The following is a 21,376-nucleotide window of genomic DNA, read 5'->3' on the forward strand; positions in this document are numbered from 1 at the left end:
CCATCGCATTGCTCTCGCGCCACCCCATCGACCGGTCCTCCCAGCCAACAAAGTGTCACCCATCCATCCGGGCTGAAATGTCACCACTCTATCAGGGCAGGACACGCGCCATTCTTCTCCCCTCCGGGGAGAAGGTGGCCGCGCAGCGGCCGGAAGAGGGGGTGCGACCAGTCCGGAAACGTGTGCCCCCTCATCGCCCTGCCGGGCACTTCTCCCCGGTGGGGAGAAGAAGCAGCGGCGACGTCCGCGCACAAAAAAGCCGGCTCGCGCCGGCTTCCGTCGTTCCTGCCGTCGCGCTGGCCGAAGCCTACATGCCCAGCGCGGAGCGAGCGTCCCGCAACGCGGAGAGCTGCTGCTCGGCCTTGGAGCGGGCTTCGGGCGTCTTGGCGTCGGTGACGTCTTCCTCGGCGTCCTTGATCTGACGGTCGAGCTGCGCCGGATCCATTTCCTCGACCGGCATAGCGTGTTCGGCCAGAACGATCATCGAGGCATTGGTGATGTCGGCAAAGCCGCCGCGGACGTAGAAGCGCCGGTCGGCGCCGCCGGCGGTCGTCACGACGACGACGCCGGGCTTCAGCGTTGTCATGAGAGGCGAATGGCCGGCCATGATGGTCATGTAGCCGTCGCTGCCGGGCGCCAGGATGGCGGTCGCCGCCTCCGACACCAGCAGGCGCTCGGGGGACACGAGCTCGAACTGAAAACTATCCGCCATGGTCAGCCTGCTGGTTGAGCGCGCCCTCGAACAGGGTGAGCGCCGTGTCGAACTTGTCGCGGCAGCCGGGATTGCAGAAACCGACCACCGCGCCCTTGTAGAGCGTCAGGGAGTCCGGCGAGACCGGCTTCCCCGACCAGGGGCACACATCGTTGACGCAGTCTTCGATGCTGAGCCCCGCCGTCATCGTCAGGCGGCGTCGGCGGCGAGCTTCTTCGCCTTCTCGACGGCCATCTCGATCGAGCCGACCATGTAGAACGCGGCTTCCGGCAGGTGATCGTACTCGCCGTTGACCAGGCCCTTGAAGCTCTTGATCGTGTCTTCCAGCGGCACCAGCTGGCCCGGCGCGCCGGTGAAGATCTGCGCGACGAAGAAGGGCTGCGAGAGGAAGCGCTCGACCTTGCGGGCACGCGCCACCGTCAGCTTGTCCTCTTCCGACAGCTCGTCCATGCCGAGAATGGCGATGATGTCCTGCAGCGACTTGTAGCGCTGCAGCGTCTCCTGCACCTGACGGGCAACGCTGTAGTGCTCTTCGCCGAGAATCATCGGCGACAGCATGCGCGAGGTCGAGTCGAGCGGATCCACGGCCGGGTAGATGCCCTTCTCCGAGATCGCGCGCGACAGAACGGTCGTCGCATCGAGATGCGCGAACGAGGTCGCCGGCGCCGGATCGGTCAGATCGTCGGCGGGCACGTAAATCGCCTGCACCGAGGTGATCGAGCCCTTGGTGGTCGTGGTGATGCGCTCCTGCATCTGGCCCATGTCGGTGGCCAGCGTCGGCTGGTAGCCCACCGCGGACGGGATGCGGCCGAGCAGCGCGGACACTTCTGAGCCCGCCTGCGTGAAGCGGAAGATGTTGTCGACGAAGAACAGAACGTCCTGGCCCTGGTCGCGGAAATGCTCGGCGATGGTGAGGCCGGTCAGCGCGACGCGGGCGCGGGCGCCTGGCGGCTCGTTCATCTGGCCGTAGACCAGCGCGGCCTTGGAGCCCTCGGTGGAGCCGCCGTTCTCGTGCGGGTCCTTGTTCACGCCGGACTCGATCATCTCGTAGTAGAGATCGTTGCCCTCGCGGGTGCGCTCGCCGACGCCGGCGAACACCGAGTAGCCGCCGTGGGCGCGGGCGATGTTGTTGATCAGTTCCTGGATCAGAACGGTCTTGCCGACGCCGGCGCCGCCGAACAGGCCGATCTTGCCGCCGCGCGCGTAGGGCGCGAGCAGGTCGATGACCTTGATGCCGGTGACCAGGATCTGGCTCTCCGGGGACTGGTCGATATAGGGAGGCGCCGGCTGGTGGATGCCGCGCTTCTGCGAGAAGGCGATCGGGCCGACGTCGTCGATCGGCTCGCCGATGACGTTCATGATGCGGCCGAGCGTGCCGTCGCCGACGGGAACCTGGATCGGCTCGCCGGTGTCGATCACGGGCTGACCGCGCACGAGGCCTTCGGTCAGATCCATGGCGATGGTGCGCACGGTGTTCTCGCCGAGGTGCTGCGCGACCTCGAGCACGAGCCGGTTGCCGTTGTTGGTGGTCTCCAGCGCGTTCAGGATCGCCGGGAGCGGTCCGTCGAACGAGACGTCGACGACGGCGCCGATGACCTGTGCGACGCGGCCGGTCGCCTGTCCATTGATGTCAGCCATATCCGGCCTCCTTCTTCAATAAAGGGTCGTCAGAGCGCTTCGGCGCCCGCGATGATTTCGATCAGTTCGGTCGTGATCTTGGCCTGCCGCTGACGGTTGTAGACGAGGGTCAGGGCCTTGATCATGTCGCCGGCATTGCGCGTGGCGTTGTCCATGGCGGTCATCCGCGCGCCCTGCTCGGAGGCGGCATTTTCCAGGAGAGCCCGGAAAATCTGGACCTTGATGTTGCGCGGCATGAGGTCGGCGAGAATGGCGGCCGGATCCGGCTCGTACTCGTAGACACCGCCGCTGACAGTGGTCGCCTCGGCCTCGGCCTCGACGGCCGCCGGGATGATGCGCTTGGCGGTCGGCACCTGGCTGATGACGTTCTGGAACTCCGAGAAGAAGATCGTGCAGACGTCGAACTCGCCGGCCTCGAACAGGCCCATGACCTTTTCGCCGATGGCGTCCGCGTTCGCGAAGCCAATCTGCTTCACGTCGCGCAGTTCGATCCGGTCGATGATGCGGCTGCCGAGGTCGCGACGCATCGCGTCAAAACCCTTCTTGCCGACCGACAGGATCTTCACCGTCTTGCCCTGGCTCTCCAGCTCGCGAGCGTGCTGGCGCACGAGCCGGACGATCTGGGCATTGAAGCCGCCGGCCAGGCCCCGGTCCGACGCGAAGACGACGAGGAGGTGCGTGTCCTCCTTGCCGGTCCCGGTCATCAGCAGCGGCGCGTCACCTTCCATCGCACTGGCGATGTTGGCGAGCACCGCGGTCATCCGCTCCGAATAGGGGCGGGCAGCCTCGGCGGCCTCCTGGGCGCGACGAAGCTTCGCCGCCGCGACCATCTGCATGGCCTTGGTGATCTTCTGCGTTGCCTTGACGGAGGCGATGCGATTTCGCAGATCCTTGAGCGAAGCCATGGTCCGGAACTGTCTCCCGCTTTTTCTTTATCGCCTCAGGCGAAGCTTTTGGCGAACTGGTCGAGCGCCGACTTCAGCTTGGTGCGGGTGTCGTCGGTGATCTGCTTGTCGTCGCGGATGGCGTCGAGGATCGCCTTGTTCTCGCCGCGCATGGAAGCCAGCAGACCCTGTTCGAACGGGCCGACGTCGGAGACCTTCAGCTTGTCGAGATAGCCCTGCGTGCCCGCGAAGATCACGACGACCTGCTCTTCCGTCTTCAGCGGCGCGAACTGCGGCTGCTTCAGGAGTTCGGTCAGGCGTGCGCCGCGGTTGAGGAGGCGCTGGGTCGAGGCGTCGAGGTCGGAACCGAACTGCGCGAAGGCCGCCATTTCGCGGTACTGCGCGAGCTCGCCCTTGATCGAGCCGGCAACCTGCTTCATCGCCTTAATCTGCGCGGAGGAACCGACGCGGGAGACGGAGAGGCCGACGTTCACCGCCGGGCGGATGCCCTGGTAGAACAGGTTGGTCTCGAGGAAGATCTGGCCGTCGGTGATCGAGATCACGTTGGTCGGGATGTAGGCGGACACGTCGTTCGCCTGCGTCTCGATGACCGGCAGGGCCGTCAGCGAGCCCGCTCCATTGGCCTCGTTCAGCTTGGCGGCGCGCTCGAGAAGACGCGAGTGCAGGTAGAACACGTCGCCCGGATAGGCTTCGCGGCCCGGCGGACGGCGCAGCAGCAGCGACATCTGGCGGTAGGCAACGGCCTGCTTGGACAGATCGTCATAGCCGATCACGGCATGCATGCCGTTGTCGCGGAAATACTCGCCCATGGCGCAGCCGGCGAAGGGCGCGATGTACTGCATCGGGGCCGGATCGGAGGCGGTCGCCGCGATGACGATCGAGTACTGCATGGCGCCGCGCTCTTCGAGCACGCGCACGAACTGCGCGACCGTCGAGCGCTTCTGGCCGATGGCGACGTAGACGCAGTAGAGGCGATCCTTCTCCGGACCAGTGTCGTGACCCGACTTCTGGTTCAGGAAGGTGTCGAGGAGAATGGCGGTCTTGCCGGTCTGGCGATCGCCGATGACCAGCTCGCGCTGGCCGCGGCCGACCGGGATGAGCGCGTCGATGGCCTTGAGGCCGGTCGACATCGGCTCATGCACCGACTTGCGCGGCATGATGCCGGGCGCTTTGACGTCGACGCGGCGACGCTCGGTGTGCTCGATCGGACCTTTGCCGTCGATCGGATTGCCGAGACCGTCGACGACGCGGCCGAGAAGGCCCATTCCGACCGGCACATCGACGATCGCGCCGGTGCGCTTGACGATGTCGCCTTCCTTGATGTCACGGTCGGAGCCGAACAGAACGACGCCGACATTGTCGGATTCGAGGTTCAGGGCCATGCCGCGCACGCCGCCGGGGAATTCGACCATTTCGCCAGCCTGGCAATTGTCGAGACCGTAGACGCGGGCGATACCGTCGCCGACCGACAGAACCTGGCCGACTTCCGAGACTTCCGCCTCGTTGCCAAAGTTCTTGATCTGGTTTTTCAGGATTGCGGAAATTTCCGCGGCGCGGATGTCCATCAGCCGACCTCTTTCAGCGCAAGCTTAAGCGAATTGAGTTTGGTGCGAAGCGAGGTATCGATCTGCCGCGAACCGATCTTGACGATCAGCCCTCCGAGAATGGACGGATCGACGCTCTCATGCATGGTGACTGTCTTGCCGGCGAACTGGCCCAGCGCCTCGGCCAGCTCACGCCGCTGCGTGTCGCTGAGCGCATGGGCGCTGATCACCGAGGCATCGACCTCGCCGCGATGCTCCGCGGCCTTGGCGCGGAAGCTACGGACGATGCCGGGAAGCACGAACAGACGGCGATTGGTGGCAATGACCTTCAGGAAATTGGCGGTGAGCGCACTGGCGCCGACCGCCGAGACGATGGCGGCCATGGCCGACAGCTGCTCAGCCGAGGTAAAAGCCGGGCTCTCGACCAGACGGCGGAAATCCGCATTCTCGTCGATGAGAGCTTGGAACTGGTTCAGCTCGGACTCGACAGTGTCGATCGAGCCTTCCTCGCGAGCAAGCTCGAAGAGGGACAGAGCGTAGCGTTCTGCGACTCCCGAGACGGGAGAGGATGATGTTGCCACGGACGACCGCTTCTCTTCCATATTGTTCAGCCCGTTGGCCATTCGCGGCAGCGAAAGCGCCTTAGAGATCTGAAACCGTTAGATTATTTCCGCCAGACCATCTCAGTTGAGGCCGATCACATGCGGGAGGCAAGGACCGTCTAGCATAGCGGTTTGCCATCGACAACGCCGGAACGGCTTTGCTGGCGCGAGTTTCGCCGGTTTTTGCGGCAGCCGGCAAGCGGTTGGCGGCACCGGCTGCACAAAGACCGGCCCGTCAGCCCGCGATCAGGCCGAAAGCGGCGGCCAGCGGCATGGCGGCGAGAACCAGCGAAAGCAGCAGGAACAGCCAGTGATAGGCCGTCGAGGCGTGGTCGGAGAGGATGGCGACGAAGCGGCCGAAAGCGGAAAACAGCCAGGCGGCGCCCAGCACCATCTGGACCATTGGCTGGTCGAACAGGAGCAGGGACATCACCGCCGTGCCCAGCATGAAGCCGCCGATGGTCGCGCGCGCCTCGGCCACGGCGTCCGGCCGGTCCGGCTGCACGGTGAGCCGCAAGGCCCGGAGGGCGAGGCGCGGCATGAACAGCGCGAACAGGCCGATCAGCGCCGTCACTGCCGCCGCGGCGAAGGCCAGCGTATCGGCATTGGTCTGCGGCAGGGAGAATTCCATCGGCATGTTCCTCGTCGGCGAGCGCTGTAGGGGCGCTGACTAGACCCCGTGCGGAGCCCGGTAAAGCCCCGGGCTGTCCGCGTCCTCGTCGAGCGGACGCGCTTGCCGCAAATTGTCGCGGCTAGAGAAAACTCTGCGGATCGATGTCGACCTGGACCTGGACCGAGCCGCGCGGCGGCGGTGCGGCGGCGATCATGGCGCGCAGAAAGGCCTGCAGCGGCGCCCGCCGTCCGCCCTGGCAGAGCAGGCGAAAGCGGTAGCGGCCGCGCAGCACGGCGAGCGGCGCCTCGGCCGGCCCCAGCACCTCGATCTCGCCGTCCTCCCCGGCGGCGCGGCGCAGGGCACGGCCGTGATCCTCCGCCTCCTTTCGCGTCGCCGCCGAGATGATGATGCTGGCCAGCCGGCCGAAAGGCGGCAGACCGGCGCGCTCGCGCTCGCCGATCTCGCGGTCGTAGAAGCGTTCAGAGGCGCCCGAGGCGATCGCCTGCATGACCGGATGCTCCGGCTGATAAGTCTGGATCAGGCCGCGGCTCGCCCGGCCGCTGCGCCCGGCGCGGCCGGTGACCTGGTGCAGCAGCTGGAACGTCCGCTCGGCGGCACGCGGATCGCCGTTCGACAGGCCGAGATCGGCGTCGACCGCGCCGACCAGCGTCATCAGCGGGAAATGATGGCCCTTGGCCACCAGCTGCGTGCCGATGATGATGTCCGCCTCTCCGCCCGCGATGGCGTCGAGCTCGCGTCGCAACCGCCGCGGCCCCCCCGCGAGATCGGAGGAAAGGAGGATCGTGCGGGCGTCCGGGAAGGCGGCGAGCATTTCCTCGGCGATTCGCTCCACCCCCGGGCCGCAGGCGACGAGATGGTCGAGCGTGCCGCATTCCGGGCAGGAATCGGGCCTCGGCCGGTTGAAGCCGCAGTGGTGGCACTGCAACTGGCCGCGCAACCGATGGTCGACGAGCCAGGCGGAACAGTCCGGGCACTGGAAGCGGTGGCCGCAGGAGCGGCAGAGCGTCAGCGGCGCATAGCCCCGCCGGTTGAGAAAGAGCAGCGCCTGTTCGCCGCGCTGGACCGTCTCGTTGATCGCCGTCAGCAGCACCGGCGAGATGAACTTGCCCCGCGCCGGCGGGTGGCGCCGCATGTCGACCAGCGTCAGCGTCGGCAGCGCCGCGTCGCGAAAGCGCGCGGCCAGCTGGACATGGCCGTAGCGCTGGCTCGAGGCGTTGACGCGGCTCTCGATCGAGGGCGTGGCCGAGGCGAGGATCGCCGGAAAGCCGCCGATCGAGGCGCGCACCACGGCCATGTCGCGGGCGTGGTAGAAGGTCCGCTCCTCCTGCTTGTAGGCGGGGTCGTGCTCCTCGTCGACGACGACGAGGCCGAGGTTCTGGAACGGCAGGAACAGCGAGGACCGTGCCCCGGCCACCACCTTCACCCGCCCCTCGGCCACCTGCCGCCAGACCTTTTCACGCATGCGCGGCGAAACGTCGGAATGCCATTCCGCCGGCGGCGCGCCAAAGCGCTGGTGGAAGCGGTCGATAAAACTCTGCGTCAGGGCGATCTCTGGCAGGAGGATCAGCACCTGCTTGCCCATCTCCAGCGCCTTGGCGACGGCCTCGAAATAGACCTCCGTCTTGCCGGAGCCGGTGACGCCCTCGAGAAGCGTGACGGCGAAACTCTCCGCCGCCACAGCCTGGACCAGCGTCTGCGCCGCTTCGGCCTGCTCCTCGTTGAGATCGGCGCGGCCGAAATGGAGGTCCGGCTCGGCGACGGCGGGCGGCGGCGGCAGGCGCACCGGCGCGAAGGCGCCGAGCTTCACCAGCCCTTCCACCACGGAGACGGAGACGCCTGCGGCATGCGCCAGGCCCGAGCGCGACCAGGCGGGCGCCTCGGCCGCGACCGCCATGACGCGCTCGCGCGCGCCGGTCATGCGCTCGGGCAGGCTGCCTGTCGACGCAAATCCCTCGATCCAGGGCTCGGGATCGAAGGCGACGGGGGCGCGCAACGCCATCCGCGCCACGAGGCCGGGCGGCGACAGCGTGTAGTCGGCGACCCAGTCGATGAAGCGGCGCATGGCGGCATCGATCGGCGGGCAGTCGAAGACATGGGTGATGGCGCGCAGCTTCTTCGGATCGACCGAATCGCCGCCCTCTGCCGCGTCCCAGACGATGCCGGCGACCTGCCGCGGCCCGAGCGGCACCTGCACGATCGAGCCCGGCACCACCTCCATGCCGTCCGGCACCAGATAGGAATAGGGCTGCTCCGTCGGCAGCGGCACCAGCACGGGCACGGTCCGGACAGCGAAGAGTTGGCCGATGGCGGAGGGCATGAGCGGGATGACGTCGGACCTGGCTTGCCGCAAGTGGACGGCGGGAGAAGACTCTGGGCGAGCCCCGGTCTTACGACCCGAGGCCATCGGGGAACAGAGGCAAAGGACGGATGGGCCCGCCGAACAGGGCGATCATCGGCGGCATTCGCTGCGGGCGCCACCCGCGGACTGGCCGCCGACGGTTCCGAGGTGGCGATCCTCTCATCCTCCGGCAAGGGCGCGGCCGAGCGGCCAGGCTCAGCGGCGAACCTTGGCGTCTTTGACCCTCCGCATCCCCGTAAACGCCCCGAATGTGTCGGGGAAGTCGGCGACTTCGTCACCTTTCCGGTCTCCGGGCGTTTCACCACCATCACGGACGGGACGTCCGCATCGACCGCGGCATCACCCGCTCCGTGTAGCGCCCGCGCCTGAAGATTGCTAAGGGAACGCCGACGCGGCGGATGAGAGTTCCGCGCTGCTCGAAGGGAGCTGAACAATGAAATTCTTCGTGGACACGGCCGATATCGGCGAAATCCGGGAAATGAACGAGGCCGGCCTGATCGACGGGGTGACCACCAATCCCTCGCTGATCCTGAAGGCCAACCGTCCCATGCGGGACGTCATCGCCGAGATCTGCGAATCCGTCGACGGCCCCGTCTCGGCCGAGGTGACGGCGCTCACCGCCGAGGAGATGATCCGCGAGGGCAAGCTGCTTGCCGGCATCGCCAGCAATGTCTGCATCAAGCTGCCGCTGACGCTCGACGGCCTGAAGGCCTGCAAGCACCTGACCGACGAAGGTTTTGAGACCAACGTCACGCTCTGCTTCTCGGCGACGCAGGCGCTCTTGGCCGCCAAGGCCGGCGCGACCTACGTCTCGCCGTTCATCGGCCGGCTCGACGACATCAACATCAACGGCATGGAGCTGATCGCCGACATCCGGCGCATCTTCGACAACTATGATTTCGAGACGCAGATCCTCGCCGCCTCGATCCGCACCCTCAACCATGTCCGCGAAGCCGCGCTGATCGGCGCCGACGTCGCCACCGTGCCGACCTCGACGCTCCGCGCCCTGGTCAAGCACCCGCTGACCGACAAGGGCCTGGAAAACTTCATGTCCGACTGGAAGAAGTCCGGCCAGACCATCGCCTGAGCCGGCCTCGTCGGCCCCGCATGGGGCCGGCCGGCACAGACCGAAAACAGGGAGGCGGCCGGCGACGGTCGCCTTTTTTGTTGCTTCTCCGACAGCCCAACCACCGCTCAGCGGCCGGCGTAGAGCCTCTGGTACCGATCGAGAAAGCGCTGGTCGAGAAAGTGCTTCAGCCCCAGCGCCGCCCGGCCGCCGTGCCAAAAGCCGGCGCGCATGGCCAGACCGCGTCCGTCGGCGAGGTCGAGGATCGACAGCGCGTGTTTCTGCGGCCGGTAGGCCTCGAGCGGCGTTCCGGCCAGCATGGCGAGGATATTGCGCGCGAGCACGGGCGCGGCGCGCACGCCGTAGACGCCGAGTTTCGCCAGGTTGTGGCCCTCGATCGCGGCGCAGTCGCCGGCCGCAAAAATCCTGACATCATCTACCGATTGCAGCGTCGCCTGGACGCGGAGGCCGGCTTCGCGGGCCGAGAGGCCGAGGCGTTGGATCGCCGGCTGGGCCACGAGGCCTGTCGCCAGGACGAGATGGTCGTAGGGCACGGCAGCCCCGGACGTGAGGCGCAGCACGCCCTGCCCCGCCGAGGCGACGGACTGGCCGAGATGCACGACTGCGCCGCGCCGCGTCAGGCTGTCCAGTGCGGCGGCCTGCAGGCCCGCCGGGGCAGTCGGCACGAGGGTCGGCGACTGGCCGACCAGCGTCACCGCGATCGGATGGCGGGCCGCGCGGCCGAGATGCAGGAGGTTACCGGCCAGCTCGCAGCCCGTCGCGCCGCCGCCGAGCACGGCGACGCGGATCGGCGCGCCAGCGGCCAGGAGCGTCCGGCGCAGATCCGCCAGTTGGGCGATCGGCTTGGCGCCTTGCCCCGCCTCGAGGCCCGCGGGCGCATGCACCGTGCTGCCGATGTTGAGGGACAGGAGATCGAAGCCGAGGGTTTCGCCGGAGGCCAAGAGGACCCGCGAGGCCGCCCGGTCGAGCCCCACCACCCGGTCGGCCAGCAACCGGACGCCGCAGGCCGCAGCCAGGCGGTCCGGATCGATCACTGCATCCTCTTCCGCAAAGCGCCCGCCGAGCACGCCGCTGCCGCGGCCCGAATACCAGAAGCGCCCGGGATCGATCAGCACCAGTTCCGCGCCGGCCGCCGCAAAGGCGTGCGCGGAGCGCAAGACCTCGAGATGGGCGTGACCGCAACCGGCGAGAACGACGCGGGTCATCGGCCGGCACCAGGACGCACGCGCGACGAGGCGACCATTCCAGTCGCAGCCGACGTGCCTGTGTACGTGCGGGGTATCGCCAAAAGCTCCCCCATGTCCGTCACTCCGTCCCCGACATGAAAAAGGCGGCGCTTTCGCGCCGCCCCATCCACACTAAACGGCCCTACGGCTCAGGTCGAATGACCGGCATCCTCGACCTGGAAATGGCTTTCCAGGAAATACAAGCCGGTGCTGATGCCGCGACCGACCTCGGTGAGGAGATCGGCGGTCAGATCGTCGCCGGCCTCGTCGGCTTCCTCGATGCCCTCGATCAGCGCCTTGCCCCAGGCGGAATAGGAGTCGGAGAGGCGGCGCAGGTGATCCTCAGACTTCACGATGTCGAGCGGATAGGCCTCGAGCACGGTGTTGGCGGCGGCTGCCTGGACCGTTCCCTGCGCCTGGCCGCCCATGCCCGTCAGCCGCTCGGCGATCAGGTCTACAAAGGCCTCGGTCGCCTCGTGCAGCTCGTCGAAGAGCTTGTGCACGGCGATGAAGTTCATGCCCTTGACGTTCCAGTGCGCCTGTTTGCACTGATAGGACAGGTCGATCGCCGTCCCCAGATGCTTCTGCAGCAGGGCCACCATGGCGCCGCGGACATTTTCCTTCTGGGGATTCTTGCTCGGATGAAGCTTCACGGTGGCAGGCTTTGCCATGGGGGCGTCCTTTCGCTGACGGGAAGAGGCGCAGCGTCGCCGCGCCGCTATTCTCGTGAGCTAGAACCGCGAACACCGTATGCGGTTCCGTGAACGCGGCGTGATGACGCCCCCCGTCCCGTCCGGAAACGCCGACCGCCCGTCAGACGCGGCGCTCGACCATCATCTTCTTGATCTCGGCGATCGCCTTGGCCGGGTTCAGCCCCTTCGGGCAGGACTGCGTGCAGTTCATGATGGTGTGGCAGCGGTAGAGGCGGAACGGATCTTCCAGCTCGTCGAGCCTCGCGCCGGTCGCCTCGTCGCGCGAATCGATCAGCCAGCGATAGGCCTGCAGCAGTACGGCCGGGCCGAGATAGCGCTCGCCGTTCCACCAGTAGGACGGGCACGAGGTCTGGCAGCAGAAGCACAGGATGCATTCGTAGAGGCCGTCGAGCTTGGCACGGTCCTCGTGGCTCTGCTTCCACTCCGTCTGCGGCTCGGGCGTCTCGGTCTGCAGCCAGGGCTCGATCGAGCGCAGCTGGGCGTAGGGCACGGAGAGATCCGGCACGAGATCCTTGATCACCGGCATGTGCGGCAGCGGGTAGACCTTGATCGCCCCCTGCACCTCGTCCATGCCCTTGGTGCAGGCCAGCGTGTTCGAGCCGTCGATGTTCATCGCGCAGGAGCCGCAGATGCCCTCGCGGCACGAGCGGCGCAGCGTCAGCGTGGCGTCGACCTTGTTCTTGATCCAGAGCAGCGCGTCGAGGACCATCGGCCCGCAATCGTCCATGTCGACATAGAAAGTGTCGAGCCGCGGGTTCTCGCCATCGTCGGGCGACCAGCGGTAGATGCCGAATTCGCGGACGTTTTTGGAGTTCGCGGGCTTCGGCCAGACCTTGCCCTTGGAGATCCGCGAATTCTTCGGAAGCGTCAGCTCGACCATGGAAATTATCCGGTGCCTGTTTGGAATCGGTCGAAACATAGAAGCGTGCGCCGCAAAAGGCCAGCGACGAATCCGCCGCACCCCTTGCCGCAAAGGGGCTTTGCCAAAACGCAGTTGCGAAACGATTGAAACGCCCGGGCGGGCCGACGCACAGTGCCGGCCCGCCCGGAAAGTGAGCCGCGGCCAGGGGCCGCGGCGTCGACCGGCCTACGGGGCCGGCTTGACGGGCGTGGCCGGCGCAGTCGCGGGCGCGGGCGCCGTGGGCGCCGGCATTCCAGGTGCAGTCGGCGCGGCCTTGCCGGCGACGAACGTGCCGGTGGCGCAGGCATCCGACGTCACGGTGAGGAAGGCGAAGATGGCTTCCTGGTCGACCTTGCCGACGCGGTTGTCGGCCAGCATGCGGTCGGCGACCGGCGGCGAGACGACGGTGGCGATGAGGTAATCGCGCTGCGGATCGGAAAGGCCGGTGAGCGTCTGCTCCGCCAGGCAATGGCAGGCGGGCTCCGACATCTGCTTCATCTGGATGCCGCACAGGCCGGTAATGAGCTCGATCTGCGTCGCCTTGTCGCCGGCCCGCGGCAGCGGGAACTGTTTTTCGGTCGTTGCCGGCGCCGCCGGCGCCGTTCCCGTGCCGCCGGATTGCGCCAGGGCCGAGGCGGTCATGAGCCCGGCGACGACGAGCGCCGAAAGGCTCGTACGGATGATGCTCTGCATGAAATTCATTCTCCCAAGGAATCCTGCCCTTTTGCAGGGCCGTTTGTCGGTGTCCCGGCGGCAACCTAGCGTCCGCGAGCCGCCAAGGCGAGATGCGCCTCTCACCCCGGACGGCGCAGGTGGGCCGCAGCCTTAATTGTTCACTGGATATTATACCTTCTGCGCGTGGTTTTCCTGGTTCGCTCACCATACCACTTCCGGGCGACGCGTCTGGCCGAGTCCCGTCTCAACCGCCTGTGGCAAAGGGTTTGCAGGCGGGCCGGCCGTTCCGGGCGAACCAATTGGTAACACCCATCCCTTAAGGTGCATCAACGATCAGCCAGACAGGAAATTTCGGTGACGCGGCCACCCCGGAGCACAGGACCTCGGCAGCTGTCTTTCTGGTTGCGCGTCTGCACGGCCCTCGGGGTCCTGTTGATCGTGGCCAGCGCGATCTGGGTGGAACGGAACTCCCGGTTCCAGGTGTTGCAGAGCGCCGGCAGCCAGGCGCGGACCCAGGCCAAGTCGCTGGCGCAGCAGGCCAGCGACACGTTCCAGATGGCCGATCTCGCTCTGATCTCGCTGTCCCGCCTGCTCGGCGACGAGACCCCCACCCGCTCCGAGCGGCTCGCCATCGAGAAGGACATGGCCGAGCTCCTGTTGCGCGTGCCGCGCATCCGCTCGCTGGCCTATTTCGAGGAGTCCGGCTGGCTGCTGGCGACCTCTTCCCGATCGGCGGCCGTCACCAACGCCTCGCGCACCGACCTCTTCCGGACGCTCCGCGAGGGCACCGGATCGCGGCTGGTCGTCGGCGCCCCGGTCCACGACGAGGCTGCCGGACGTTGGCAGATCGTCGCGGGACACCGGGTCACCAAGCCAGACGGCGAGTTCGGCGGCATGCTCACCGCGACGATCGACTCGTCCTACTTTTCCGACTTCTACGCGACCTTCTCCGGCAGCATGGACGGGCATGCCGCCCTCCTCACCAGCGACGGCATCACCTTGTCGCGCTACCCCTATGTCGAGGACATCATCGGCGCGAAGGTGCCGGAATCGCCGATCCTGCGGGCCCTGTGGCGCGGCGAGACCTCCGGCAGCCTGCAGCAGCCGTCGCCGATCACCGGCGCCGATCGACTACAGGCCTTCGCCGCGGTCGCCGGCCAGCCGATGGTCGTGGTTTTCACCCTGCCGACGAAGGCGGTGCTGGCGCCCTGGCATACGGAATTGGTGACGCGCCTGCCGATCGTGCTGCTCCTCCTGGCCGTCGTCGTCGGGGTCGGACTGCGCCTGGCCAAGCAGGCCGAACGTCGGCAGGTGATCGAGGCGGGACTGGTCGAGTTGTCGCGGACCGACGCCCTGACCGGCCTGCTCAACCGACGCGATTTCAACGAGACCTTGCCGCACGCCTGGTCGCGATGCCGCGAGGCGCGGCTTCCGCTGTCGCTGCTGATGATCGATGTCGACTGTTTCAAGCTGTTCAACGACACCTACGGCCACCAGACCGGCGACACCTGCCTGCAACTCGTCTCGCTGGCCGTGCAGGACTGCGTCAGCGGCGAGAGCCATCGCGTGATCCGCTATGGCGGCGAGGAGATTGCGGTGGTCCTTCCCGACACCTCGAAGGTCCGCGCCGCAGAGATCGCCGAAACCATCCGCCAGTCGGTGGTGGAGCTCGCCATCCAGCACGCGACCTCGACGGTGACCGCCGTCGTGACGGTGAGCATCGGCGCGGCGACGGAGGATTGGAAGCAACCGCGGCAGGCGCCCGGCGACCTCCTCGACGATGCCGACCGGGCGCTGTACCGCGCCAAGATCGGCGGCCGCAATCAGGTCGTCGCCGATGCCGGCGTCACCGGACCGCCGCCGCAGCCCTCGCTCCGGGTCATCGCCCGAAACTGATCCTCATCCTTCGCCGTCCTGCTTTTCGCCGCGCGCGACGATCTCCAGCAGGGAATCGGGCAGCGGCCGCTGCAGGGCCGAGGCCTCGCTCCATTCGGCCCGCAGCCAGACGTCCATCTCCTCCGGCGTCGTCAGGATTACCGGCATCGCCTTGGGATGGATGGCGCCGACGACCGCGTTCGGCTCCGAGGTCAAAAAGCCGAACAGCTTGTGCTCGCCCTCGACCGGCGCCGATTTCGGCCCGCGCGTGCCGTGCCAGACCGTCCACAGGCCGGCAAAGACCATCAGCGGCCGCCCGGCATCGCCGGAAAACCAGGTCGGCGTCTTCCTCGGCTTGGTGTCCTCGTATTCGCAGAACGAGGTGAACGGCACCAGGCAGCGACTCTGCGGCCCGAGCCAACGGCGCCAGTGAGGGCTGCGGGTATTGCGGATATTGGTGATCGGCGCGCCGCCGAACTGCGGCGGCCCCGGCATGCCCCAGCGCATCAGCGCGAGCGTCCGCTCGCCGCCGAGCGTGGCCACGACGGGTGCCAGATAGTCCGGAAAGATCCCCGGCATCGCCGGGAGGTTGCCGGTCGTATCCCGCATCGCCCGCGTGAAGGCGAGGATCGCGGCCTGACCCTTGGTCAGAGAATAGAGATTGCACATCGCGCCCGCTCCGACAGTCGGCGGCACCGTGCCGCGGAAGAGTTGTTCTGCCAAGGCTGGCACTTGGGGCCGTACAGGGCTATAGGAAGCCCAGGAACTCCTTGAAAGATTTGTCCCATGGCTTTGCCCCGTATGACGGCAGAGAGCCGCGCTCTGCTCGTGAAGCTCGTCCGCGCTCCCGCCGAACTCCCCGATACCGGCCTGATCCCGGACCTGCGCCAGCTCGGCTTCGTCGAGCGCCTCGACACCCGCTGGCACCCGACGCGCGCCGGCAAGGACTATCTGAAGTCACAGCGCTAAAGCGTCTTGCGGGCTGCCGCACAAGGCCAGCCACGCTCTCCACACCTGCTTCATGCAAAGGCCCGAAAATCGATTCCGGTTTTCGGGCCTTTTCCGTCAGGGCGCCGCCCGCGAACGCCGGCGCGTTCACATCCCGGCGAGCCGAGTTCGTTCACGTCTTGTTCTTGCGACGCGACTCGCGCCATAAGCGGGCATGGTCGAATCTCTGGGTGAAGCGCATGATCTCGGATGGACGCTGTGGGTCGCCTGTGCCCACGGCAATCGTGAAGGTCTGAAGTCGATCCGCGAATGCCGCCACCGCTACCGCATCGACATGCCGACGCTGCTGTGGACGCGCGGCCGAGCCTGCCCGCTGGCCCGCCTGGAGACGCTGATGCGCTGTCCGCGCTGCGGCAGCCGGCAGGTGCGCGTGAGTTTCGTGCCGCCCGGCAAAGAGCGCCAGGCGGGCTGAGAGCGCCGCGCCGCGATCGTGCAGCGTGTCTTGATGCCGGCAGCCCTTTCTGCCGGTCGCACTTCGCCCGGCACCGGCCAGCGGCAAAGCCAGGCGCCGAGGCGCCCGGCAGGGGTTCAGTACACCCGCTTCTTCGGCTGGATGTATTCGATCTCGTTCGACAGCGTGTAGGTGTGCACCGGCCGGTCCTCCAGCGTGACGGTCTTCGCCGCCACGTCGCAGAAGGACAGCGTGTGCTTCATCCAGTTGGCGTCGTCGCGGTCCGGGAAATCCTCGCGGGCATGCGCGCCGCGCGATTCCTGGCGGGCCAGGGCCGAATCCATCGTCACCACCGCCTGGGCGATCAGGTTGTCGTATTCCAGCGTCTCGACGAGATCGGTGTTCCAGATCAGCGAGCGATCGGTGGTCTTCACGTCGTCGGAGGCCTGCCAGACCTGGTGGATCTTCTGGTGGCCCTCTTCCAGCACCTCGCCGGTGCGGAACACGGCGCAGTTGGACTGCATGGTCTGCTGCATGCGGTCGCGCAGCTCCGCCGTCGAGGTCGAGCCTTTGGCGTAGCGGAAGCGGTCGAGGCGTGCGAGCGAGTTTTCGCCGGCACCCGCCGGCAGCGGCGCATGGCCCTCGCCGACGGTCACCGTGTCGATGCAGCGCAGTCCCGCGGCACGGCCGAAGACGACGAGATCGATCAGCGAGTTCGAGCCGAGCCGGTTGGCGCCGTGCACCGAGACGCAGGCCGCCTCGCCGACGGCCATCAGGCCGGGCACGACGGTGTCGGGATTGCCGTCCTTCTTGGTCAGCACTTCGCCGTGATAGTTCGTCGGGATGCCGCCCATGTTGTAGTGCACCGTCGGCAGCACCGGGATCGGCTCCTTGGTCACGTCGACGCCGGCAAAGATCTTCGCCGATTCCGAAATGCCCGGCAGGCGCTCGTGCAGGATCGCCGGGTCGAGATGGTCGAGGTGCAGGAAGATATGGTCGTTCTTCTTGCCGACGCCGCGACCGTCGCGGATTTCCATCGTCATGGCGCGGGAGACGACGTCGCGGGACGCCAGGTCCTTGGCCGACGGCGCATAGCGCTCCATGAAGCGCTCGCCCTCGGAATTGGTGAGGTAGCCGCCCTCGCCGCGCGCGCCCTCGGTGATCAGGCAGCCAGCGCCGTAGATGCCGGTCGGGTGGAACTGCACGAACTCCATGTCCTGCAGCGGCAGGCCGGCGCGCAGCACCATGGCGTTGCCGTCGCCGGTGCAGGTGTGCGCCGAGGTCGCCGAGAAATAGGCGCGGCCGTAGCCGCCGGTGGCCAGGATCGTCTTCTTGGCGCGGAAGCGGTGCAGCGTGCCGTCGTCGAGGCAGAGCGCCACGACGCCGCGGCAGGCGCCTTCCTCGTCCATGATCAGGTCGATGGCGAAATACTCGATGAAGAATTCCGAGGAATGGCGCAGCGACTGGCCGTAGAGCGTATGCAGGATGGCGTGGCCGGTGCGGTCGGCGGCGGCGCAGGTGCGCTGCGCGGCGGGGCCGTTGCCGAAATCGGTGGTCATGCCGCCGAACGGGCGCTGGTAGATCTTGCCGTCCTCGGTACGCGAGAAGGGCACGCCGAAATGCTCGAGCTCGTAGACGGCGGCCGGGGCCTCGCGCACGAGATATTCGATCGCGTCCTGGTCGCCCAGCCAGTCCGACCCCTTGACGGTGTCGTACATGTGCCAGCGCCAGTCGTCCTTGCCCATGTTGCCGAGCGAGGCGGCGACGCCACCCTGGGCGGCGACCGTGTGCGAGCGGGTCGGAAACACCTTGGTGATGCAGGCGGTCTTCAGGCCGGCCTGGGCAGCACCCAGCGTCGCGCGCAGACCCGCGCCGCCGGCACCGACGACGACGACGTCGAAAGTGTGGTCGGTGAATTCATAGGCCTTGCCGTTGATGCCGGCACTACCGCGGTGCGGCTGGCCCTCGGGCGCGGGCGCGTTCTTGTGGGTCTCGGCCATGGCTCAGGCTCCAAAGCTCAGTTTGGCGATCGCGAACAGGCTGGCGCCGGCGACAAGGACCGCGAAGAAGGTGTTGAGTATCTGCAGCGGCAGTCGCGCCGGTCCGTGGATATAATCCTCGAGAATGACCTGCATGCCGATCCGCATGTGCACGGCGACGGAGATCACCACCAGCGCCATGATCAGCCCGACCAGCGGATTGCCGAAGGCGAGGCGCACATCGGCATAGGTCTGGTCGTGCAGGTCGATCAGAAGGATGACGAAGGCGGTGATGAGGACCAAGTTGGCGATGCCGGTAAGGCGCTGCAGCCAGAAATGGCCGGTGCCTTCCTTAGCGGAGCCGAGGCCGCGGACGCGGCCGAGATCGGTGCGCATTTTCATCATAGCCTCCTAGACGATGACGACCACGATCCACAGGATCGTGGTGAGGATCAGGGAGCCGGCGAGCGTCGCCAGGGCCAGTCTGGTCGAGGTCTCCTTGTCGAGACCGTGCCCGGTGTCCCAGATGAAATGGCGGATGCCGCCGCACATGTGGTGCAGGAGCGCCCAGCTGTAGCCGAAGAGGATGAACCGGCCGAGGATCGAGCCGAAGAACCAGGAGGCGGTGGCGAAGGCTTCCGGGCCGCTGGCCGCGGCGACGAGCCACCAGACGACCAGCAGGGTGCCGACATAGAGCGCCGAGCCGGTGATCCGGTGCAGGATGGACATCGCCATGGTCGGGCGGAATCGGTAGATCGAAAGATGCGGCGATAGCGGCCGCGCGGATTTCAGCTCGGACAACGGTGCCTCCTGTCCCTGTCGTGCCCCCGGTTCCGCGTCGCTGGCAACAGCGGGGGCATCGGGCGCTGCCTGACGTAAAAGGCGTATCGCACCTGCGAAAGCAAGACCCATTCTAAGGAAGGGCCGTGTCGGCAGGCGCCTAATCGATTAGCGCGACGCTTTGCCCCGTCCGCCTCTGCCGCCGGGATGCGGCCCGGCCGGACAGAGTGTCCAGCGCAGCCCGGGGCGGCGAAGGCCGACCGCATCAGCGGTCGATGAAGCGAATCACGTAGCTCTCCCAGTCGGCCGGCTCGGCGATGCGCTGGTAGAGCTGGCTGCCGTTTTCCGGGTTGCGCGGCGCGTGCAGCACGAGCTTCGACCAGCCGCGCGCGTCCGATTCGTCGGCGAGGAGATCGACCATCGCCCGGGCGATGCCCTTGCGACGCTGCGAGTGCTCGACAAAAATGTGATCGGCGAGCCCCGAGCGCATGCCGGTCCAGGGATCGGGCAGGTCGTAGAAGATGAGGAAGCCGACGAGCTTGCCGTCGAGCCGCGCGCCGAGGATTTCGGCGGTGCGATCCTGCAGCAACTGTTCGGCATAGACCTTGTCCGGCGCCCCCGGCGCGCCGCGGAACACCGCCTGGTTATAGGCGGCGAGCAGCGGCGCCAGATCGCGCGCGTCCTTCAGGCGAAGGAGCTGGATGTCGATATCGGGCTGCGGGACCGGTTCCATGGCAGGGGATGTCGCGCGGAACGGGGTGGGGGTCAAGGCTGGGCACGATACCCAACGCGCGTTTCTCACCCCGCCGGGGGGAGATGGCCGGCAGGCCAGAGAGGGGAGCGGCCAGTCCGGAAACGCAGGCCCCTCATCCGGCCCTTCGGGCCACCTTCTCCCCGGAGGGGAGAAGAATGGCGCCGAGCCCGGCTTAACCCTTACTGCCACTCCCTGACATCGACGAAGCGCCCGGCGATCGCCGCCGCCGCCGCCATCGCCGGCGACACCAGGTGCGTGCGGCCCTTGAAACCCTGGCGGCCCTCGAAATTGCGGTTCGAGGTCGAGGCGCAGCGCTCCTCAGGGGCGAGGCGGTCCTCGTTCATCCCAAGGCACATGGAGCAGCCGGGCTCGCGCCAGTCGAAGCCGGCGGCGATGAAGATCTTGTCGAGGCCCTCCGCCTCCGCCTGGCCCTTCACGAGACCGGAGCCGGGGACGATCATTGCCGAGACCGAGCCAGCCACGGTCCTGCCTTCGACGATCTTGGCGACGGCCCGGAGATCCTCGATGCGGCCGTTTGTGCAGGAGCCGATGAAGACGCGGTCGACGGCGATGTCGGTCATCTTCGTGCCCGGCACGAGGCCCATATAGTCCAGCGCCCGCTGCTTGGAGGCGCGCTTGTTCTCGTCCTCGATGACGGCGGGATCGGGCACGACGCCGTCGACGGCGACGACATCCTCGGGCGAGGAGCCCCAGGAGACGATCGGCGGCAGGGCGGCGGCGTCGAGCCGCACGACGCGGTCGAAATGCGCGCCCTCGTCCGACTGGAGCGTCCGCCAATAGGCCAGCGCTTTGGCGAAATTCTCGCCCTTCGGCGCGCGCGGGCGACCCTCGACATAGGCGAAGGTCGTCTCATCCGGCGCGATCAGGCCGGCGCGGGCGCCCGCCTCGATCGACATGTTGCAGATGGTCATCCGGCCTTCCATCGACAGCGCCCGGATCGCCTCGCCGGCATATTCGATGACGTAGCCGGTGCCGCCCGCGGTGCCGATCTCGCCGATGATGGCGAGGATGATGTCCTTGGCGGTGACGCCGGGGGGCAGCGCGCCGTTCACCTCGACCAGCATGTTCTTGGCCTTCGCCTGGATCAGCGTCTGGGTCGCCAGCACATGCTCGACCTCGGACGTGCCGATGCCGTGCGCCAGCGCGCCAAAGGCGCCGTGCGTCGAGGTGTGGCTGTCGCCGCAGACGATGGTCATGCCGGGCAGGGTAAAACCCTGCTCCGGGCCGATGATGTGGACGATGCCCTGGCGCCGGTCGGCCTGGTCGAAATACTCGATGCCGAAATCGGCGGCGTTCTTCGCCAGCGTCTCGACCTGCAGCCGGCTTTCCGGATTCTTGATGCCGAGCGCGCGGTCGGGCGCGGTCGAGACGTTGTGGTCGACGACGGCGAGCGTCTTCTCGGGATGGCGCACCTTGCGGCCGGCAACGCGCAGGCCCTCGAAGGCCTGGGGGCTCGTCACCTCGTGGACGAGATGGCGGTCGATATACATCAGGGCGCCGCCATCGCGCTCGTCGACCAGATGGTCGTCCCAGATCTTGTCGTAGAGCGTGCGGGGGTAGGAAGAGGTCATG

At 67.4% G+C, this 21,376-nt stretch carries 22 protein-coding genes; 4 read left to right on the forward strand and 18 right to left on the reverse strand.

The window, feature by feature from the left end:
- Positions 1-307: 307 nt before the first annotated feature.
- From IEX88_RS26175 to IEX88_RS26210, 8 genes are all read right to left on the reverse strand, one after another.
- A complete protein-coding gene (locus IEX88_RS26175; RefSeq protein WP_188855423.1) occupies positions 308-712 on the reverse strand; it encodes a F0F1 ATP synthase subunit epsilon in 405 nt (134 codons plus the stop codon).
- Entirely contained in the window at positions 702-899 is a 198-nt protein-coding gene (locus tag IEX88_RS26180) for an eL24 family ribosomal protein (protein WP_188855424.1), read from the reverse strand. The genes IEX88_RS26175 and IEX88_RS26180 overlap by 11 nt, the downstream gene beginning before the upstream one ends.
- A 2-nt stretch (positions 900-901) precedes the next feature.
- Positions 902-2,350, reverse strand: coding sequence for a F0F1 ATP synthase subunit beta (atpD, locus tag IEX88_RS26185; RefSeq protein ID WP_188855425.1), 1,449 nt, complete (start codon positions 2,348-2,350; stop codon positions 902-904).
- A gap of 29 nt (positions 2,351-2,379) precedes the next feature.
- Positions 2,380-3,255, reverse strand: coding sequence for a F0F1 ATP synthase subunit gamma (locus IEX88_RS26190; RefSeq protein WP_188855426.1), 876 nt, complete (start codon positions 3,253-3,255; stop codon positions 2,380-2,382).
- A gap of 35 nt (positions 3,256-3,290) precedes the next feature.
- Positions 3,291-4,820, reverse strand: a complete 1,530-nt coding sequence (atpA, locus tag IEX88_RS26195; protein ID WP_188855427.1) for a F0F1 ATP synthase subunit alpha — start codon at positions 4,818-4,820, stop codon at positions 3,291-3,293.
- Positions 4,820-5,380 carry a F0F1 ATP synthase subunit delta gene (locus IEX88_RS26200; protein WP_244640510.1) on the reverse strand — a complete coding sequence of 187 codons (561 nt, stop codon included), beginning with the start codon at positions 5,378-5,380 and terminating at the stop codon, positions 4,820-4,822. The genes atpA and IEX88_RS26200 overlap by 1 nt, the downstream gene beginning before the upstream one ends.
- A 256-nt stretch (positions 5,381-5,636) precedes the next feature.
- Positions 5,637-6,032 carry an AGROH133_08824 family phage infection protein gene (locus tag IEX88_RS26205; RefSeq protein WP_188855428.1) on the reverse strand — a complete coding sequence of 132 codons (396 nt, stop codon included), beginning with the start codon at positions 6,030-6,032 and terminating at the stop codon, positions 5,637-5,639.
- Between the two features lie 121 nt (positions 6,033-6,153).
- The gene (locus IEX88_RS26210) at positions 6,154-8,352 is read right to left on the reverse strand and encodes a primosomal protein N' (RefSeq protein ID WP_188855429.1); all 2,199 of its coding nucleotides are present in this window, start codon (positions 8,350-8,352) and stop codon (positions 6,154-6,156) included.
- A 475-nt stretch (positions 8,353-8,827) separates the two neighbouring features.
- On the opposite strand from IEX88_RS26210, the gene fsa reads away from it, so the two are divergent.
- Entirely contained in the window at positions 8,828-9,481 is a 654-nt protein-coding gene (gene fsa / locus IEX88_RS26215; RefSeq protein ID WP_188855430.1) for a fructose-6-phosphate aldolase, read from the forward strand.
- A gap of 107 nt (positions 9,482-9,588) precedes the next feature.
- Here fsa and IEX88_RS26220 read toward each other — a convergent pair whose 3' ends face one another.
- From IEX88_RS26220 to IEX88_RS26235, 4 genes are all read right to left on the reverse strand, one after another.
- Entirely contained in the window at positions 9,589-10,686 is a 1,098-nt protein-coding gene (locus IEX88_RS26220; protein ID WP_188855431.1) for an FAD-dependent oxidoreductase, read from the reverse strand.
- 170 nt (positions 10,687-10,856) lie between these two features.
- Positions 10,857-11,378 (reverse strand): DNA starvation/stationary phase protection protein Dps, encoded by a 522-nt coding sequence (dps, locus tag IEX88_RS26225; protein ID WP_188855432.1) that lies wholly within the window; start codon positions 11,376-11,378, stop codon positions 10,857-10,859.
- 142 nt (positions 11,379-11,520) lie between these two features.
- Positions 11,521-12,300, reverse strand: a complete 780-nt coding sequence (locus IEX88_RS26230; protein ID WP_188855433.1) for a succinate dehydrogenase iron-sulfur subunit — start codon at positions 12,298-12,300, stop codon at positions 11,521-11,523.
- Positions 12,301-12,507: 207 nt separating this feature from the next.
- Entirely contained in the window at positions 12,508-13,014 is a 507-nt protein-coding gene (locus tag IEX88_RS26235) for a hypothetical protein (protein ID WP_188855434.1), read from the reverse strand.
- A 420-nt stretch (positions 13,015-13,434) separates the two neighbouring features.
- Here IEX88_RS26235 and IEX88_RS26240 point away from each other — a divergent pair, with 420 nt between their 5' ends.
- Positions 13,435-14,892 (forward strand): GGDEF domain-containing protein, encoded by a 1,458-nt coding sequence (locus tag IEX88_RS26240; RefSeq protein WP_244640511.1) that lies wholly within the window; start codon positions 13,435-13,437, stop codon positions 14,890-14,892.
- A gap of 3 nt (positions 14,893-14,895) precedes the next feature.
- On the opposite strand, the gene IEX88_RS26245 is transcribed toward IEX88_RS26240, so the two are convergent.
- Positions 14,896-15,540, reverse strand: a complete 645-nt coding sequence (locus IEX88_RS26245; protein ID WP_188855449.1) for an SOS response-associated peptidase — start codon at positions 15,538-15,540, stop codon at positions 14,896-14,898.
- A 117-nt stretch (positions 15,541-15,657) separates the two neighbouring features.
- Between IEX88_RS26245 and IEX88_RS26250 the strand changes: the two genes are divergently transcribed.
- Complete coding sequence (locus IEX88_RS26250; protein ID WP_188855436.1) at positions 15,658-15,840, forward strand: hypothetical protein; 183 nt, start codon at positions 15,658-15,660, stop codon at positions 15,838-15,840.
- A 193-nt stretch (positions 15,841-16,033) separates the two neighbouring features.
- On the forward strand, positions 16,034-16,291 hold the full coding sequence (locus IEX88_RS26255) for a hypothetical protein (RefSeq protein ID WP_188855437.1): 258 nt from the start codon (positions 16,034-16,036) through the stop codon (positions 16,289-16,291).
- Positions 16,292-16,407: 116 nt separating this feature from the next.
- Here IEX88_RS26255 and sdhA read toward each other — a convergent pair whose 3' ends face one another.
- The 5 genes from sdhA to leuC form a co-directional block, all read right to left on the reverse strand.
- Entirely contained in the window at positions 16,408-18,270 is a 1,863-nt protein-coding gene (gene sdhA / locus IEX88_RS26260; protein WP_244640508.1) for a succinate dehydrogenase flavoprotein subunit, read from the reverse strand.
- A 3-nt stretch (positions 18,271-18,273) separates the two neighbouring features.
- Complete coding sequence (gene sdhD, locus IEX88_RS26265; protein WP_188855438.1) at positions 18,274-18,651, reverse strand: succinate dehydrogenase, hydrophobic membrane anchor protein; 378 nt, start codon at positions 18,649-18,651, stop codon at positions 18,274-18,276.
- 9 nt (positions 18,652-18,660) lie between these two features.
- Entirely contained in the window at positions 18,661-19,050 is a 390-nt protein-coding gene (sdhC, locus tag IEX88_RS26270; protein WP_188855439.1) for a succinate dehydrogenase, cytochrome b556 subunit, read from the reverse strand.
- A gap of 244 nt (positions 19,051-19,294) precedes the next feature.
- Positions 19,295-19,762, reverse strand: a complete 468-nt coding sequence (locus IEX88_RS26275; protein WP_188855440.1) for a GNAT family N-acetyltransferase — start codon at positions 19,760-19,762, stop codon at positions 19,295-19,297.
- A 200-nt stretch (positions 19,763-19,962) separates the two neighbouring features.
- Entirely contained in the window at positions 19,963-21,375 is a 1,413-nt protein-coding gene (gene leuC, locus IEX88_RS26280) for a 3-isopropylmalate dehydratase large subunit (RefSeq protein WP_188855441.1), read from the reverse strand.
- Between the last annotated feature and the right edge of the window lies 1 nt (position 21,376).

The sequence above is a fragment of the Aureimonas glaciei genome (assembly GCF_014643375.1).
Lineage (GTDB): Bacteria > Pseudomonadota > Alphaproteobacteria > Rhizobiales > Rhizobiaceae > Plantimonas > Plantimonas glaciei.